Here is a 16014-nt window from a genome sequence, read left to right as displayed (position 1 = left end):
CTCCTCTAACGGATCTTGAAGTATTCCATCACAGCACCAGCGTAGGACCCCGTGTTCTCATTCGCCTTCACTAGGACGTACTGCAGCTTTCCGTCTTCCAGGGCGTCTTCGAGGGCGTTGGCGATCTCGGTGTCTTTCCCGCCTCGCGCCCACATCTTTTCAAGAATTGTGTAGAAATATTCCTTGGTGCCCTGTTTGACCATCATGCCCTCGTAGGGGCCTGCACCTCTGCGCCAGCCGAGGTCCGCCGAGGGTGCCTTCGCTTCGACGATCACAAAACCGCCGTCATCGCCAAGCTTGTACACCTGGTCGAACATGTCGGCGCCATTGGGCGTCTTGGGAAGTGGCACGCACTCGGCGCCTGGGAACTCATGCGGAACCACGTGCAGCTCAGCGGCCTTCTCGCCCAGCTTCTCGGATATCTTGCTGTTGTTGGGCACGTCGCCGAGCTGCTCGGCGTATGCCGCCTGTGCTCTTTTGAGGGCCTCGTGCGCTTCAGGTGTGGGGGCTTCCTCAACTGCCTTTGACGCATCGGTGAGGTGCCCTGCCACCTTGCGGTCTTTCGCCAGCCTGTCGAGTTCGGGACGATGCACGGGGTCGGCCGAGTCCGGCCCCAGCGGCGTCCGACCATACTTGACATCCGACGGCCCGCTCGGCAGGTCGTACTTGGATACCAGCTTGCCGTTCGCGTCCCTGGCGAGGATGGGCAACTCAACGCCGTCAACGATCCTCGCGGCTTCCTTGCGTCGGTCGAGAGCGTCATAGTGTTCTTCGCGCCAAGCCGGGTCGTTGTTGGCCTTCCAAATATGCTCGTCCCGGATGCGCTTTCGTTCCTCCGCGGAGAGTTCCCGGTCTCCGGCGGAATTTGTTCCTCCGGAATTGTGATCCGAGCCGCCTGGCCTCGCGGCAGATCTCGACGGCTCGTGGCCGCTACCCGACCCGTTGGCATCGCCTGTTCCTTGGCTGGGCGACGATGCATGCGAGGTGTGTCCTCGAACGCTGCCACCGGTATCGGCTGTTGTTCCGGCGGACCCGCCGCCTGTGTGCGTGGATGCCTGCGGCGACTGTGACCTGCCGCCAACCCCTGCAAGTTCTCGCTCTCGCCCCGCCAACTCCTCCGGTGTGTCCCCGGCCGCGGCGGAACGTTCCGTCTTCGGTGCGTCGCTGACGATGTTGCCGTGTTTGTCGTAGGGGATGAACTCGCCGTTCTCGATGACGACCTTGGAGCCGTCGTCGAGTTCCAGGACGCTGTGCGGAGCGCGCAGGTCGGGGACGTTGTTCACTCCGCGCAGGTTCTCGGTGACCTGGGCGATCCTGGGTATGGCGTGGCCCGTCACCTTGACCGCGGCGCCGACCGGGTCGATCACGTCGCCGACCTTCGCGACCGTGGTGGCGACCTTGGCGGCGGTGCCTGCCTTGCCGGCGGATGCGATCTTGAGCGGTCCGGCGCCAAGAGTGAGTCCGTTGAAGACGACGGTGGCCGCGGCGCGGGACGGGTTCTCCTCCCACATGTCCCAGGCGACGAAGCCCTTCGCGAACTCCTTGGCGTATCCCTTGCTCGCCTGGGTGAAGTCGGTCGCGAAGACTCCGGTGGGTTTTTGGCCGCCGGATTCCATGAGGTACGTCTCGGCTCCGACCACCGCCCGGACCAGGCCTTCCCAGGCCTGGCCAGCGCTGTCCGAGCCGTGGAACCCGGCGAGGGTCGCGAGGCCGTCGACGGTGCCCCAGACGTTGTCGACGATGATCCCGTCCCAGAAGAAGCTCTTGGCGTAGTAGCCGAGGTCGTCCGGGTCCCACCAGTCGTGGGACTGGGTGACCGGTGTGCCCCAGGGGAGTTCCTTGGCCTGGTCCAGTACCTCGGCGCTGTAGCCGTAGAGTTCCGCGCCACGTGGGGTGAACTGCTTGTCGCCGGTGTTCATCACGTACTGGGTGCCGCCCACCAGTGCCGTGATCTTGTTGTTGCAGGCGATCTCGGCAGCGGTGAACGCCGCCTGCGCGACGGCCACGTCATGCATCAGAGCTTGGTGCTCCGAGACCTTGTCCGCGTCATCGGTCCAGTTCTCGTCGAACTCCCCGCTGCTGGTCTTCAGCCCGGCCACAAAGGTGGTCGCCTGGCTCTGTAACTGCTCCAACCGCTTGGCGATCGGCGCGACCTCGGCCGCGTAGGTCCGCAGCGCGTCGGCCACCGTGGCGACGTTGTCCCCGAACCGGTCGGCGGCGTCGCGTACCGGCGTCGTGGAGGCGAACAGGTCCTCCGCCTCCGGCGCCTGGTAGAAGGCCGACAGCCCCTGGAACTGGCGATGGGCCTCCCCGCCGGCCTGGCGGATACCGTCCGCCTCGTCCCGCAGGGCGTCGATGTGCTGTTCCAACTGACCGAGATCGCCGGTGAACAGCGGGATGGACTCCGGCTTGATCACAGGCGGCCGGCCTTCCAGCCGTCCGGCATGTCGGGCCTGACCACTCCGGCCGCGCGCCGCTGCACTTCCGCGGCCATCTCCAGGTCGCCGTCCCGGTACGCCACCGTGGCCTCCACCGCACCGTTGACCGACTTGCCGACCCGCACGCCGATGAACTTCAGCTCGTTCGCGGTGCCCTCCATGAACTCCGCGAGGGCAGCGGCCACCAACCCGCTCTGCCCCTTGTGCTCACCGCCCGCCCCACCCGGAGCGAGCGTCCCGGCCGAGGTGGCCGCACCCTGCACGTCATCCGAGTACGCCTGGACGATGTCGTCCAGGACTTTCATGACGTCACTCACGTTCGAGATCACACTTTGGACCCCGGACGGAGAGATGTCCCACGCCGGCATGCGTCAGCCCCCGCTTCCCGCTCCCTGTTACTGCTACCGCTGCGCGTCCGGCTTCAGCCGATGTTGTCGACGGCCGCCCGTGCCCTGGCCAGGGTCGTCTGCGCGGTCCCGTCGTTCTGCTCCATCGTCGTGCGCACCAGCCGGATGATCTCGCGGACTTCACCGGCGGCGCGGTGCCAGCGGTTCTCCTTGCCGTGGTACTCATCGGCGATGCCGTCCGCCGTGAAGTCGGCCATCGCGGCCTTCACCGCGCGGTCGCGGTCGCTCAGTACCCGCTCCAGCTGCCCGATGACGGCGTGCAGGCTGATCTGGACCTCGCTGGAAGCGCCGGTGTCGTACGAGCGGCGGTCCTGGTTCTGCCCCATGGTCGGATTCCCCCTTGAAAACGGTGACGGTGAAGGCGGGTGGCTACGGCCGACGGGCGCATACGCGCCTCCGTGGTTACCGTGCGCCGAAGCGGGCCGCATCGAAGTTGGCGGCACCCATGTTCTGGTGGGCGTTGTCTTCCAACTCCACGTCACCGGTCCCGAATGCGGTGTCCATGCCGGACTGACCGCCCAGGATCGCCCCCAGCGAACTGTTCAACGCATCCGTGATCTCGTCGGCGTGCAACTTGAACCTGTCGAACGCGGCCTTGCCCGCCCCGTTGAACTTCCCCTCCAACGGCTCTGCCGACTGGATCAGCCACGTGATCAGCGTGCCCAGATCCTCACTCGAGCCGACGGTGCTCTTCCCGAGCTCCGACAGGGTCGTCGACCCCATATCGAACTTCATCAACCCACCCCCGTAAGCGTGTTGCGCAGTGGGATTGCGCGATCTCTGCAGCGTACTCACACGTCACGTGTGACTCACAGCTCGTCGAACATCCTTCCGTACATTGCGTTGCAGGCGCAACGCAGATGAGTATGAAGTGGCTTGATCTCGTACGTGGATGGCCGTTGCTCGGAGCTCCGCAAGGACTTCCGGAACAGAGGCCGGCGTGCAGCTCGACTCGTCTGCCGCTATCTGCGGTTGCCTGGAAGAGGGCAGATGCGGCCGCTCGTGCGCGCCGTTCACGGCAGACGGTGGAGGAACGGGCTCGGGGCGCCGTGCCAGAAGATGTCGAGGCTGTCGCGGGCTCGGGTCACCGCCACGAACAGCAGGGATCTCGCCCGCTGGAGTTCCCTCCGGTAGCGGGCTGGGTCCACCTGACGCAACTGGTTGACCTGCTCGCGGGGGACAAGACCGTCACTGACCCCGGCGATGATCATGCGCTGGTACTCCAACCCCTTGAACCGGAACATGGTCCCGATGTGAACTCCGGACTCGCCCCGGGCGCCGTCTGCGCCGATCTCCAGGGCCCGGATGCCGTGTTCCCCGAGGGTGTTTCCCAGCTCTCTCGCCATGAGATTGGTGGGAACGCAGATTGCGATCTGCTCGTGTGCGATCCGCTCGTCTGGGTGGGCGTCCCAGGCCAGGATGCGTGCGGCGATGGCCTCGCGTTCCGTCTGCCAGTCCGTGCACGGGTGCATGCCAGGTGCGCTACCGCTGAGCACGGAACGGTATCCGGCGAGGGTCTCCGAGTTTCCGTCGAGGTCGTCGTAGGTCTCCTCGCCCAGCACCTCGAGCGCGGAGCGCAGGATCTGCCGTGTTGTGCGGTAGCTGAGGCTGAGCTTCGCGGACCGGCCCCGGATGTTGATACCGAGGCTGCCTAGCGTCACCTGGTTCTTGTAGATGCGCTGGTGGGTGTCGCCCACGAGGAACAGGTCATCCGAGTCACGGGCCGTCATGGCGCGCAACATCTTCCAGTGGGCGGGGCGCAGGTCCTGAGCCTCGTCGACCACGATGTGCCGGTACCGGTAGCGGAGCCAGCCGCCTGAGCCGTCCTGGAGGTGGATGTTGTCCAGACCGCTCGCTTCCTCCCGCTGCCGTTCGATGGCGCGGATGCGCTGCTCGCGCCCTATCTCCAGACGGGCGGCCCGTTCGGCGACCTGATCCCACGTCTGGCGCCCGAGCCGGTCCAGACGCTGCGTGAAGCGTTCGGCGAGCTGCCAGATGGCGGCCCTGTCCGCCCGGCCGATGTTCTTGCCGCGTCCGGCCCGGCGAGCCCGGAAGTAGTCGGTGCGGGTGCCGACTGCCTGTCCGAGGATCACCTGCGTCCACTCGTCGTGCAGGAACTCCGCATCCCAGCCGCTTTCGCCGAGCTCGTCGAGCATCGCCCGCCATTCCCGTACGGCCTGGCTGTCGTCGATGGTCTGCTTGCGGCTGCCGGGCTCGGCTTCCCTCACCACGCGTAGCGCGAGCTGGTCGACGTGGCTTACCTCCACCCGCGACAGCAGTTGCTCACCGCCCAGTTCCAGGAGGCGGGAGCGCAGGTCGGCAGCGAGATTCTTGTTGTAGGTGGTCAGCAGTACCGGCTTGTTGTGACCAGGCGGCAGCTGGGAAACGAGGTGGCGGACGCGGTGCAGGGCAACGATGGTCTTCCCGGTGCCTGGGCCGCCGCCGACCCGTGCGGGTCCGGAGTAGCGGCGCTCGACCAACTTTGACTGAGCAGGGTGGAGGAAGACCTTCCAGCGGCCGAAGTCTCCTGCCTCCAGTGCCTCGCGCAGCGCGTCGTCGGAGGTGGTGACAACGGTGGCCGGCCGTTCGGCGGCCGTCTGGAAGTCCTCGGTGTCGACGGGCTCCGGAGCGGCAACGGGGGCGGTGACCTCGTCCCGTACCTCTTCGAACGGCTTTCCGTCGTAGAGGGCGAGCAGGACCTCGCCGGTGAGCTGCGGCGCGTACTCGATCAGGCCGAGGAGCTGCTCATCGGTGGTGAGGGAGCGGATGACCGGAACCAGGGGCTCGGCCACGCCCAGTTCCATCAGCTGCCCGTCGGTCCAGGCGGCGAACAGCGGCTCGGGAGCGAGCGGTCGGGCTTCAGCGGGCGGTGCTGGGACGGCCGGAGTGGCGGTCGACGGCTGTTGCGGCGGGATGCGCCGCAGCACGCTGTCCTCCACCACCTGAAGGTCGACGTACTCGATCCCGCCGGTGACGGTGTTGATTCCGTACGCCAGCCGGTCGTAGACCTCCTTGCGGTGCTTGACCGAGACGATGAGCCAGTCGTCCTCGGCCAGTTTGAGCAGGAGGGCGCGGTACTCGTCGTTGATCCGAGCGGACCAGATTCGGCTGTCGCCCTTGAGCTGCTTGAGCTTGAGCCCCGGGGTCCGAGGGTTCTCCTTGAACTTGTGCTGGAAGTCGAACAGCGCGCCCTTGACTGTGCGCGGGAGCCGGAGGATCTCTTTGTCCGCCTTGTCGAGCAGGCGCAGCGTCACGCCCCCGGTCCTCGTCATGCCAGCTCCCCGTCTTCGTTCTCGTTCTTGTCGTTCTTGGTCGTGCCGGTGTCAGGCCGCCCCACGTCTGTATGACTGCCGTCGGGTGTCCGCGCGGCAACGACGCCGAGGCGTCCGGCGATCTCCTCCGCGGTCCACCCGCCTGCCGGACGTACGTCCCAATGGGCGGCGACGAAGGCACGGTCACGGTCCTGTGCCTCGTGATCCGGCTCCTCGGGCGTCCCCTGCGGTGCCAGCACCACGCCGAGCCGGGCGTCGGGCCAGGCCAATTCGGCCTGCCAGCCGTGTTCGTCGAGTTCGAAGCCGTCCTCAGGCGCGGGCACGCCCAGGTCGGCGAGTGCGTGAGCCAGTTCGGCCAGGCCGGCTTCGTCGGGGTCGACGTACTCCAGTACCGCGTCCCAGGCGCCGTCCCGCCCCGGCCGGGTTTCGGAAGGCGGCTCCTCTGTTCTCGCCGGTACCGCGGGCAGTCCGGCGGTCACAGCGACCGGTGGCAGGCTGTCCGGTTCCCGCTGAGGCTCGCCGCCGACGACCGGCGTGATCCGCGTTGAGGACAGCCACCCCTGTCCGCCGGTCACGGTGAGTACGTCGGCGGTGAAGCCGTCGAGCAGTGTGGTGGTGAGCTGCGCGCTGTCGCCCCCGCCGTGCTCCAGGAACTGCAGCACGTTGCTCCAGTACAGCCAGGCCTGCCAACGCCGCTTGTGGGTCTTCTCCTCCGTGACGGCGTGGGCACTGTCGTCCAGGAGTGTCAGCCCCGTCCATGTCGGCGGCCGGTGCCGCACGTCGGCGACCAGGACGAGTCGGCAACCGGACCTGTCCGTCGCCATGAGGACGCGCAGAGGCCCCTTCGGTTCATTCACGACCTCGTCGCGTAATGCCGCCTCGACGGCTCGGCCGACCGCTTCCGCCCCGACCGGTGCGTCCCGTAGGCCGGGGGTTCCGAGGAGGCCTGCCACGGTGGCTTCGGCGCGGTGGTGCCACCGTTGCGCGTCAGGGGCACGGAGGTAGGCGAGCAGCAGTTCGGCAGGGTTGACCCAGATGGTTTCCGACAGCTCGCCGGGCAGGCCGCCCCGGGTCTGGGCGTAGTAGGAGCGTGCTCGGTCCTGTGCCGCCGGGTTGTACGGCATCCACACCGGATCCGCCGGGGCGACTCCGGCATAGCCGGTGTCGCGGACGCGGCGCCGCCACTCCTTGACGTCGTAGTACGTCAGTTGGAACACCCGCAGTCCGTCGGCCCGCAGCCGGGCGCGTTTCGTGGCGTCGTCCGCGAGACGGTTGTGCTCGGAGCTCGCGTGGTACCGGTATCCGTCCAGATAGACGGCGAGCCGTGGACCGGGAGCGTCGAGCCGCTCGAAGAGCACGTCGGGCCGGGTCCCGTCGAGGACGCGCTGCTGCGAGACCCGCCAGCTCACCGTGGCTCCGTCGCCGGTCGTCAGTCGCAGATCCAGCGCCCGGGTACCCGCCGGGGTGGTGTACGTGTCCGCCGCCGCACGGGACTCGGGCTGCTTGGCCCACTCCTCCAGCGTGTCGACGAACATGACCTCCAGGTCGCTCTCCGCCTGCTGCTCCAGCGGAATCTGGCGGGTCGTCGAGACCGGTGAGGTCTGCCAGCGTTCGCCGTCGGCGCCCAGGAGTTCGTCCAGCATGGACTGCACCTCGCGGCGGGAGACCCGGTCGTAGTCCGACGGGGGCACCCTGCGCAGGAGACACTGGTGGCAGCCGTCCAACTCCCTTTGCTGACATGGGCAGTTCTCCATGACCTCGCGCGCCTTCAGCAGCACCTCACGGAAGCCGGCCGCGGATGCCAGCCGGTGCAGATAGCCGGTGCCACCGGGCAGCCGGTCGTAGACGACGAGGAAGCGCCGAGGGAAGTCGGAGCCGAGTTGTTCCGGACTGTCCGGCATCGAGGCCGCGGCGATCTCGATGTGGTCGGGGTCGCCGCCGTAGCGTGCCGCGATACCGGCGAACAGCGCCGCGGTGAAGGAGGCGAGCCGCTCCCGGGCCCGTGTCACGGAGGCGGGCAGCAGGATCCGCACGGCTTCCGTGGTCAACTCATGGGCCAGCAGCAGCGGTACGTCCTGGCCCCCTCCCTGCCTCTCGCCGTGCCCGGAGCCCTGAGTGCGCCGCCGGGGGCACCACAGCAGATGGTGCAGGCTCCCCTTCGTGGTGGCGGCCCCCGATTCGGTCAGCGCGTGCTGCGACTGGTCGACGACCGGCCGGCCGTCTGCCGTCGCGCCGCCGCAGCTCGTGCAGACGTAGAACGGGTTGATCCGGACGTCCTCGCCCGCCAACGGAACCGTGGAGCTGCCGTCCTGCCGGTCGAGTCCCAGGTTCAGCGTTCTGATGACGGCTCGGCGGGAGAAGTCCACGCCGAAGGTCGCCGTGTCATGCCGCCAGGAGCCGGTTGCCTGGTGCGCGGGGTCGATGTCCACCGTGGTGAGGACCGCGTACTGCCTGCGGGCGCGCTCGTCGCGGTCGTCGCGCACTCGTGCGTCGTCCCGCTTGTCGCGCGCTACGACCCGGCGCGGCTGGAGCACGTACTGGACACAGCCCGCGTCCGCGATCTCGCGCCCGTCGCAGCGCGGACAGGGCGAGGTGTCGGTCTGGGCGTCGCGTGTGCGCACGTATCCGCAGGAGGGACACAGCCGCCACACCGACCAGGCGCGGCGTTCCGGGCTGCCGATGTCGAGGGCGCGCACCACGTGCTTGTAGCCGTTGACGTAGAAGCTGTTGCCCGGGGCGAGTTCGGTGAGGGCGATCTTGCGGGAGCGTTCGTAGTCGCGGGTCTCGCTGCGGTAGATGCGAGGCGTACCGGCGGGGGGCCGGTGTTCTTTCGGTGCGTCGGTTCCGCCGGGCGTCTGGGCGGTCTCGTCGGTGTCCGAGGGGACCTCGGACCAGTACAGGGTGGCCTCCAACTGGGTCGTGGTGTCGGCCAGGCTGTAGTTCGGCAGGAGACCCAGCTCGACGAGGGTGCCGTGCGCGCTGGTCCGGCTCAGGTCCCGCAGCAGATCGCCGGTGCTGCGGCGCTCGGCGAGCAGTTCCCGCCGCTCCCGGTCCTGGACCTCGTCCGTGCGGGCCAGTGAGTCGACGGCTTCGTCGATCGCGGCGATCCTGCGCCGCAGCTCCTCCCGCCGTCCCGTCCAGTCCTCCTCCGCCTCCTGGAGCGCACGTACGATGCCGCCGGTCGCGTACTCCCGGAGCGCGTCGGCGGCGTGCGTGGACACTCCGGCGTCGTCACCGTCCCGCACGGCGGACTCGCCATGGCCTCGTACGAGGGATCCGCCTTCGGGGAACAGGGCCAGGAACTGCTCGACGAGGCTCGCCCCGTGTGTCTGTGCGGCGTCCGCGAGGTCTTGGCACCAACCCGTCGTGCCGAAGAGAGCGGAGGCCAGCCGGGGCACCGGCTGCACCTGCTCGCCGTCCGCGGTCCTGAGCCCGCCTCGCGCGGCGAGGTCCAGCAGCCACGCGGTGTACTGGCGGCGCAGGATCTCCACCGCCGACAGATAGCAGCCCGGTGGCACGATGTCGCCGGCGATCATCTCTCGCGGCTGGTCCAGGTAGTACAGGTCCCGGGCCCGGCGTCCGCCGAAGGCGACGACCAACGCGTTGCCGGTCTTGCGTCCCGCGCGGCCCGACTGCTGCACATAGTTGGCGGGCCCCTTCGGCAGCGAGCCGATGAGTACGGCCGAGAGGTCGCCGATGTCGATGCCGAGTTCCAGCGTGGGTGTGCAGGACAGAACGTTCGGATCGGTGTAGTGCGTTCCGGCGCGGAAGGTCCGCTCGACCTGCTCACGCTGCGCACGGGTCAGCATGCCGGTGTGCTCGGCCGTCACCACGCGGAAGGTACCGCCGGTCAGATACAACCTTCGGTAGTAGTCGTTCGTGTAGTCGCGTTCCTGGAGAACTCCGAAGCCCGCGCCGGTGACGCCCCCGCTGCCGCTGTGCGGTTCATGCGGTGTCCCGCGGTGCATCCCCGGTTGCGGCGGCGTCAGGTATCCCTTGCACCGATAGCGCGGGCACGGATGGCCGTACCATCGTGTGCGCCGCTCCGGCGGCACGACCTGCTGCCAGCCGCAGTCCTCGCACGCCACGAACGCCTTGTTGACGATCGAGTCGTCCAGTAGCCGCACCTGGATGTGGCCGGGCTGAAGACCGTAGACGCGTGTGGTGCGGTCTTTCGCCGTCCGCACGCTGAGCACATGCTCGTCGGCGAGGGCGGGCAGCAGCCGACGGAGGTACTCGGTGGCTCCGGGGGCGTCCAGCCCGAGACAGCGGCGGGTCCAGTCCTGGAACCAGCCGAGACGGCCGGTGACCACGTCGAACTCGGACCGGTCCTTCTGCCCGTCCAGCAGGAACCGCGGTGGGGCGATCCCTTCCGGAAACGCGGGCATGCCGTCGGGCCGTCGCCCGCTGATCAGGAACCGGTCGGCGCCGGCCTCCCGCATCCACTGCTCCAGCCACCGGTGCCGGACCGCGCCGCGCAGCCGCAGCCGCTCCAAAATGCCTCGCACGTAGGCGAGATACCTCTCAGGTGTGGGAAGGCCACCCGCCATCACCATCTGTCCCGGCAACGCGAGGTGCAGATCACGGGCGAGATCGGTGACTCTCTCAGGGTTCTCGACCACGACCTCGGCGGCGGCAGTCCGCGTGAGTTCCAGGGTGCGGCCCAGCCGTGACCGCAGCCCGAACTCCATGACCGTGGCGAACGCCAGCCGTTCACCGATCAGCCGCCAGGTACGGGCGTCCCCGGTGCCGCGCCCCGACAGCACCCGGTCGACACCCGGCTCGTCGTGCAGATCCGGTGGAACGACGGCGGCCAGCGCCTCGGGGTCGTCCACCGAGTCGAGTACGTTGCCGATCAGATCGTTGAGCGCGGTCGCGGTCCCGGAGTCGTCGAGGTTGTGCGCGAGCAGCGACCTCAGCGAGAACTTGTACGAGGCGTTGGCGACGTATCCGGCGCGGTGCGCGGCGTCCTGCGTGGAGTCGTTGAACAGCAGTGTCTTGCGTTCCTCCGGTACCAGCGCGATGTCCCCGCCCGTGAAGAGCTGGGTGACGGTGGCCGAGGCCAGTGCCGCCTGCGCCGTACCGAGGAACCGGATGCTGTTGTCGGTGTTGCACGCCGGGCAGCGGTCGTCTCTGGCCGCCTTGTCGGCGGTTTTCTTGTCGAGCAGCGCGAGCCCGAACCAAGCGTCCACCAGGTCCCCGTCGTCTCCCGCCGTCGGCAGCCGGTAGGTGCCCTGTGCCCCGTCGAGTACCACCACGGAGAGGGGATCGACGCCGCTGCCCGCGGGACGTCGCCCGGCCAGCGCGTCCAGTGCCTGGCGCCGCTCCGGCTCGGTCGCGGAGATGAAGTAGCGGATGCGGCGCTTGTCCCGGCCGACACCTGCTCGCCAGATCCGGTCCTGCGCCATGACAAGCTGCTGCGGATCGGCCTCCGGGGACAGCGCGGCCCAGCCCGAGCGCCCGCAGGCGCGGCAGTAGACGGCGGGCAGATGGACCTGGGCGGGGCGCACCGCCGTATCCGTACCCGCAAGAGGCTGCGGCCGGTTCGCCCCGGCAGAAGACCCACTGCCGGCGGAGGGGCCGTCCTCCTCGTCCGACGGCGGAGACGCGGCCAGGGCGGCTCGTCTGGCCTGCGCGCGGTCGTCCTCGTACCAGCGGAACTCCGGAGTCCGGCCGACCCCGCGCAGCACACGCGTCACCGGCCGCACCCAAAGATGGGCCTCCACGTGCAGCAGGGGACGCGGACGCCGTTCGTCCGAGTCGGGATCCCGGGCGGCGGACAGCAGGGCCACGAAACGGGCCAGGGCTTGCAGCACCAGCTGCGGATTCTCCCGGGCCGTGCGCCCCCAGGCGTATCCGAAGCGCGCGAGCCGGTCCCGCAGCCCCCATTCGTCCAGCGGCTCGCCATCGAGCAGCGCGAGCACGCCCTGCGTGAAGTCGTGCCGCTTCAGCAGGCGGCCGATACGGAATGCGTCGAGGCCCTGCCGCCCCAGCATGCGGGCGGCGAGCCCGTCCAGGTCCAGCAGATCCGGCTTCGCCTCCACCCCGATGCCGCCCGACGCCGCGATGACCTCTTGCGGAGAGGGTGGCTCGGGAAGCGCGTAGTCGACCTCGCCGGTGAACTCCTCGGCGGTCATCCGTTCCTCGCCGATGACCGCGTCCGCCGTGAACGGCATGCCGAACACCTGCGCCGCCACGTCCAGGATGCCCCCGGCCGGCGTACCCGCCCGGCCCGCCCCCAGCGTCGCGGAGGTCGCCACGGGGCAGATTCGCCCCAGCGGTCGGTCCGGCCGCGCTGCGCCGACCGCCCTCGCCAGCCGGCGCAGTAGCATGGCCACGTCGGTGCCCTGCGCACCGTCGTAGGTGTGGAACTCGTCCAGCACCACGTACGCGACGTCTGCGCCCGCCCACAGTGCCCGGTCCTCACCACGCTGCAGCAGGAGGTCCAGCATCTTGTAGTTGGTGATCAGCACGTCCGGCGGGGAGACACGCATCTCCTCGCGCCGTGTCATGACCCGCCGGAAATCGGTGTCCGGCCGGTCGCCGATGTACAGACCCGCCGTTACCTGGGCGAGGTCGGGTGCGGTCAGGTAGTCGCTGATGCGGCCCGCCTGGTCGGTGGCGAGCGCGTTCATCGGGTACAGCAGGACGGCCTTCACACCGCGCCGCCCGAGCGCCTTCTGCCGTCGGCAGTGGTCGAGCACCGGCACCAGGAACGACTCCGTCTTTCCGGAACCCGTGCCGGTCGTCACGAGCGTCGGCTCGGCCTCCCTGCCGCCCAGCGTGCTGAGCCGCTGCCACGCCTTGGCCTGGTGCCGCCACGGCGTGAACCCAGGCTGCCACTCCAGATGCCGCTCCCACCCGTCGTCCGCCTTGTGGAACGGCGTCCTGATCCGCAGATACGGACCCCGGAAGATCCCGGACTCCGGATCCCCCAGAAACCGCTCAAGGGCTCGCCGGGTGTCGTCGTCGGCCAGTGCGTACGTCGTCGTGAGGTACTGCGTCAGACTGCCCCGCAGCTGCGCGGCGGCCAGAGTGGGTTTCACGACGCTCCCCTTCGTCTGTGGATCCCGAGACGCTTGCGTGGCAGCGGTCGCCTCGTGTGGTGCGGTGTGGTGCCGGTTCGTGTGGTGCGGATCAACCGTATAGCGCAGGTCGGACAGTGTGTGAGGGGACGGACACACCGGCGGCCCGTGACCTCCGCAGAGAGCTCCGGCGCCGGATGGCCTGTGTTGACACCGAGCGTGGCCGATTGGCGCCCTTTCCGGTATTCACAAGTGGTTTCACCCTGAAAGAAAGCGAGGGCAAGCGAAGGAAAACACCGCACACGGGCAGCGCCGAGGGGGAACGCCATGTCCGTACCGCCGTACGTTCCCGTTCTGCCGACCCGACCGCACGCGGCAGCCGCCTACCGCGCGCTGGCGCCGGACGTACAGCGCCAGGTCGCCCCGCTGTGGACGTTGCCTCCCCGCCCCGGCATGCTGCCGCAACCATTGGCCGAACGCGTCGCCAAAGAGGCCGGCGACATCGCCGCCGCACAGCGCCTCGGGCCCGGGTGGCTGGACGCGCCCTTCGCCGACGACGTCGAAGCAGCGGTCCTGGCAGACGTCCTGACCCCCGAGTGGTGGGACCACCGCAACCTGCGACCGGTCACCGGACCCGGGCGCTCTGGCGCCCAGCAGTCACTCGCCCTCGCCGCGGCCCGACACCGGGAGGACGGACTCGGTATCCGCGTACGACTCCCCGGCGACTGGAACGACCGCACGGCCATGGACGTCGCCGTGCTGCTCGACCGGCTGCCCTCGGGCCAACCCGCCGACCTGTTCCTCGACCTCGCCACCGTACTGCCCGACCGCCCCGACGCCGCCAAGGAGGCCCTGCGCGCGCTGGACACCCTGATCCCACTTACCTCCTGGCGCACGGTGACCGTCGCGGCCGGCGGCTTCCCCGAACCGCCCGACGACTTCCGGGAGGGCGTCACGTACGAGGCCCCGCGCTCGGACTGGGAGACCTGGCACGAAATCCGCCACAGCGAACGCCAGTACCTGTCCCGACTGCGCTACGGCGACTACGGGATCCATCCGGCCACCTACGTCACCCAGCCCCCGCCCTCACGCAGCGGGGGACCACCCTGGGGCGTGCTGCGCTACACGACCGCCCGTTCCTACCACCTGTCCAAGGTGCCGCACGGTAGGCAGTACGACGACGCCAACCGGGAGGCCGCCAAGTGCCTCACCCGCCTCAGCGACTTCCGGGGAGCGGCGGCGAGTGCCGGCGAGGAGTGGCTCTGTGATCGGGTCCGGGGCGTCGAGACCATAGGGAACCACTCCACTTGGAACAGGCAGGGAAACGTCCAGCACATGACGTTCGTGACGCGAAGTCTCGGGCATTGACGGAGGCTGACCTCTACCAGACCACCACAGCTGATTTCAGGACTCGGGGAACATCTGTTGGCCGGGAATGGGTGGTGTGGGACGTCGCTGCCTGCGCAGGCGGTTGGCGAGCGCTTTGTCGTACCCCTGAGCGTGATTCCGTCTGTGCCGCTCCTTGACCGTCTCGCGCAGCGGGCCGGTTGCTCTCTCGACGGCGAGGACTACGGACATCTTGTCTTCCTCGGCCCGTTGCGCACCGATTTCCGCGAGCTGCTCGATCGTCGTGCCGACGGTCCCCACCAGTCCGTTCTTGATGAGTGTGGTGAACTCGGTGTTCGTCAGATATCGATCGACCTGCGGGTACCCGAGCATCCGTCCGCCGTTGGGGCCCCGTGTGACATCGTCTTCAAGCAGCAGCCGTACGTACGGCACCGGCAGGTACATGCCGGGCGAGGGGCCCGGGTCGATGGTCTCCGTCAGCGGCCAGTAGGCGAGCTTCACGAAGCATGGATCAGGGCCTAGGCGCCACTCGTGGGGAAGGCCCGCTGGGCGGCTGAGGGCGGCCACTCGCTCCAGTCGGTCCAGCTGACTCAACAGCTTCTTGTCAACGCGAATCCAGCGGTTCCCGGCCTCGTGCGGCAGGCGCTTGTACTGCACCAGCACGAAGCTCTGCGTCGGCTCGTGGTAGAAAATCAGGTCGGTGCCGAGGCGAGTTTCGACCGGTGACGCGTTGACATTCGCGATTTCAATACGGCGGCCGAGGTGCTCGAAGACCTGGATGTCGCATCGAAAGGTGGAGCCGACAGAGCCGTCAGCGTACGGCGGTCCCATGGACTGGAAGACGTCGTCTCCGTCGAAGAAGTGATGCATGTCGTAATCGAGTAGCGACGGTTCATAGGGTTCGGCGATCAAACCAGCCAGAACGGGCGCGTGGCGATCGGCCGGGCGTCGCCACGCGGCAAGCCGAGCTGGCGGAACTCCTACGGTTACCATAGCCAGCCGGGCTGCTTCGAGTTGCTCCTGCCAAGAGGCGTCCTCAACCCGCCCCAGCGGATCGAGGCGTTCTGGCGCGGCAGCCTCACCAAGAAAGCGGAGCAGTTGGTGCAGCTTCTCATGGTGCTGGGCGATAGCCGAAAGAAGAGCGTCGGATACTGCGTCGTCCAGGATGGTGACTTCTCTGCCCGAAGCGGCAGCGACCACGTTGCGGAAGTGAAACGGGAGTTTCTCTTCGATGGCCTGCATCGACATGGGGACGGGGCATTCTCGTAGCAGTTCCACGTTGACCCGTGAGTCGACTGCGGCCACCTTCTCTCCGCGTGGCTGCCGCACGACTCCCAGCCAGACCAGTGGGGATGCCTGCCCGGCTGTGGACGACCGTGTGACGATCAGAGTGATCTGAGGCTCGGAACCACTGGGCAAGGAATCGGCGGCGACAGTCTTGGTGAAGGACTGCTTCAACCGTAAGTCCATGTCAATACGGTCGAGTTCCTTCTCGCTGAGCGCTATGACGTAAACCATGCACGGA

Annotated in this window: 8 protein-coding genes; 1 reads left to right on the top strand and 7 read right to left on the bottom strand. The window is 68.4% G+C overall.

Features of this window, described 5'->3' with window-relative positions; translation table 11 throughout:
* Positions 1 to 5 precede the first annotated feature (5 nt).
* From CP976_RS13325 to CP976_RS44345, 6 genes are all read right to left on the bottom strand, one after another.
* A complete protein-coding gene (locus CP976_RS13325; protein ID WP_150480552.1) occupies positions 6 to 2417 on the bottom strand; it encodes a hypothetical protein in 2412 nt (803 codons plus the stop codon).
* The gene (locus tag CP976_RS13320) at positions 2414 to 2806 is read right to left on the bottom strand and encodes a DUF6507 family protein (RefSeq protein WP_268250132.1); all 393 of its coding nucleotides are present in this window, start codon (positions 2804 to 2806) and stop codon (positions 2414 to 2416) included. The genes CP976_RS13325 and CP976_RS13320 overlap by 4 nt, the downstream gene beginning before the upstream one ends.
* 53 nt (positions 2807 to 2859) lie before the next feature.
* Positions 2860 to 3171, bottom strand: coding sequence for a pore-forming ESAT-6 family protein (locus tag CP976_RS13315; protein ID WP_150480551.1), 312 nt, complete (start codon positions 3169 to 3171; stop codon positions 2860 to 2862).
* Positions 3172 to 3247: 76 nt separating this feature from the next.
* Positions 3248 to 3580 carry a hypothetical protein gene (locus CP976_RS13310; protein WP_086604314.1) on the bottom strand — a complete coding sequence of 111 codons (333 nt, stop codon included), beginning with the start codon at positions 3578 to 3580 and terminating at the stop codon, positions 3248 to 3250.
* 278 nt (positions 3581 to 3858) lie between these two features.
* A complete protein-coding gene (locus CP976_RS13305; protein ID WP_150480550.1) occupies positions 3859 to 6117 on the bottom strand; it encodes a UvrD-helicase domain-containing protein in 2259 nt (752 codons plus the stop codon).
* Entirely contained in the window at positions 6114 to 13163 is a 7050-nt protein-coding gene (locus CP976_RS44345; protein ID WP_150480549.1) for a DEAD/DEAH box helicase, read from the bottom strand. The genes CP976_RS13305 and CP976_RS44345 overlap by 4 nt, the downstream gene beginning before the upstream one ends.
* A 306-nt stretch (positions 13164 to 13469) precedes the next feature.
* On the opposite strand from CP976_RS44345, the gene CP976_RS13295 reads away from it, so the two are divergent.
* Positions 13470 to 14510: a beta family protein gene (locus tag CP976_RS13295; protein ID WP_150480548.1), complete on the top strand. Its 1041-nt coding sequence runs from the start codon at positions 13470 to 13472 to the stop codon at positions 14508 to 14510.
* 36 nt (positions 14511 to 14546) lie between these two features.
* Here the strand turns inward: CP976_RS13295 and CP976_RS13290 are convergent, their stop codons facing one another.
* The gene (locus tag CP976_RS13290) at positions 14547 to 16007 is read right to left on the bottom strand and encodes a hypothetical protein (RefSeq protein ID WP_150480547.1); all 1461 of its coding nucleotides are present in this window, start codon (positions 16005 to 16007) and stop codon (positions 14547 to 14549) included.
* Between the last annotated feature and the right edge of the window lie 7 nt (positions 16008 to 16014).

Origin of the sequence: Streptomyces coeruleorubidus (genome assembly GCF_008705135.1) — a bacterium.
GTDB classification, from domain to species: domain Bacteria; phylum Actinomycetota; class Actinomycetes; order Streptomycetales; family Streptomycetaceae; genus Streptomyces; species Streptomyces coeruleofuscus.
This window is presented reverse-complemented; position numbering and strand designations above follow the sequence as displayed.